Here is a 1,837-nt window from a genome sequence, read left to right as displayed (position 1 = left end):
CTGCTGTCGCCCTTGAGCAACAGCAGCGCGGCGCCCAGCCGGTTGACCAGCACGTTCCATTGGCTGGCGGTGTCCCGGGCCATGCCGGCGATGTCGTCGAGGATGTCGCTGCCCAGCGGCGCCAGTGCCTGATGGGTGGCGCTGAGGTTGTCGGCGGACAGCGCCGCCAGCAGTTCGCTCAGGCGCGAGGCGTTGTTGACGGCGGCTTCCAGCGACGGCGTCCAGGCGTTGAACAGTTGCCGCAGGGCGCCGCCGTCGGCCGAGCGCACATGGTCGGCGTACTGCTCGGCCCCCTGGGCGCGGATGCATTGGGCGCTCAGGCAGCCGGCGGCCAGTTCGCTCAGCCAGCGGCGCGTCGGCAGGTCGTCGTAGTCTACGAACCAGGTGCCGCTGGCCGAGCGTTTGAGGTACACGCCACGGTCGGCGAACAGCACCGTGTGGCGCTGCTCCAGCTGCCGGAAATGCGCGGCGGCGGTGTCGCTGAACCAGGTGTCCATCGCATCGAGGTCGATGCAGTCGCCGACCTTGGCGCTGAAGGCATGGTTGTCGCGGTTGGCGCTTTTCTGCGCCCGGTACTCGCGGACAACGGCCTGGATCTCGTGGTGCAGGTCGGCCGGGATGAAGCCGCGCACAGGGGCCAGGATCTCGGCGATCCGGGCATCGCGGGCCGCCGTTTCTGCCGGGCCCGGCTGCCCGCCGTACTGACGGGCGCGGGTCTCGGACTTCAGTTCCTCGTCCAGCCGATGCTGGCTGTCGAGGATGACCTGCCCCTGTTCGGGCGTGAGCCGGATGTCGCGGTCCTTGTAGCGGTAACTGAGGTCGCCGGCCAGTTCGGCGCCATCCTCGGTGATCAGGCTGCGCACGAAGCCGCCGATGCTCAGGCGCAGGCTGTTCTCGCCCAGCCACTGTTCGTGATCGGCTTCCAATCGCTCCTGTTCGTGGTTGATGTCGCGCAAGACGCCCAGGTCGTCGTCCAGGCAGGCGAACACCGCGTACAGCCCCTCGGCTTGGGTCTTGGCATTGTCCAGCCAGTCGCGGGTGCCCTGCCCGTCCCATGGTTCGGCGCTCCACTCGCCCGGCGGCTGGTCGCTGGCGCCGGGGTGTTGCGCGATGACACGCTCGCGCTCACGGGCGCGGTGCATGGCATCGGTGTAGGCCTTGATGTTGGCCCGGGTCGGATCCTTCAGCAGCGTCGCGCCGAGGGCGTCGGTGTCCTCGGCGTTGTCCTTGCGGTCGGCCTTCATCGAGCGGGCGTAGGTGCCGGGGATGAGTTCGGCCATGACCGCCTCGCCCTTGTCCAGCGGCGGGCAATGCGGCGCCTGCAGTTCGTCGGCCACGGTGCGCAAGGCGATCTGGCGCATGTGCTGGCGGCGCTTGGAGTCGCTGTCGCCCAGCGCCCGGCAGTGTTCGGCGTTCAACGGAAATTCGCTGTACAGCATCCAGGCGTCGTGGATTTTCGCCAATGACAGGCCGGCCGACGGCCCGTCGGCCACCGGGCCGGGGGCAGCATCCAGCGCCTGCTCCTGCAACAGCCCCTGCGACGAGACGGCAAAACGCCTGAGCGGCCCCTGATGCTGCCAGAGGTACACGAACCCTTCCCGCAGGCGACGGGCCGCCATCGGGCGGCTCCCGGGGGTGACGCCGGGCATGACGCAGGCGTTTTCGGCCTGCTCGTGCGCCAGCGCATAACGCACCGGCACGACGAACAGCTCGGCCTGGCTCGCCGGGCACGGCATCACCGGGCTGTTGATGTCCACATGGGGCTGGGCTCTGGCCGCACGCTCGGCCTGAGCAGCCTGGTCAACCATGGCCAGTTTTTCGGCGCTCATGGGGCGAG

At 69.2% G+C, this 1,837-nt stretch carries 1 protein-coding gene; it reads right to left on the bottom strand.

Annotated elements, in window-relative coordinates:
- Window positions 1–1,837: toxin VasX (locus tag CAG41_RS28730; protein WP_371917491.1), on the bottom strand; the 1,837-nt coding region annotated here is incomplete at both ends.

It is taken from the genome of Pseudomonas sp. B35(2017) (assembly GCF_002113645.1).
GTDB lineage: Bacteria > Pseudomonadota > Gammaproteobacteria > Pseudomonadales > Pseudomonadaceae > Aquipseudomonas > Aquipseudomonas ekonensis.
The sequence above is the reverse complement of the archived record's forward strand: the minus strand, read 5'-3'. Positions and strand labels throughout refer to the sequence as shown.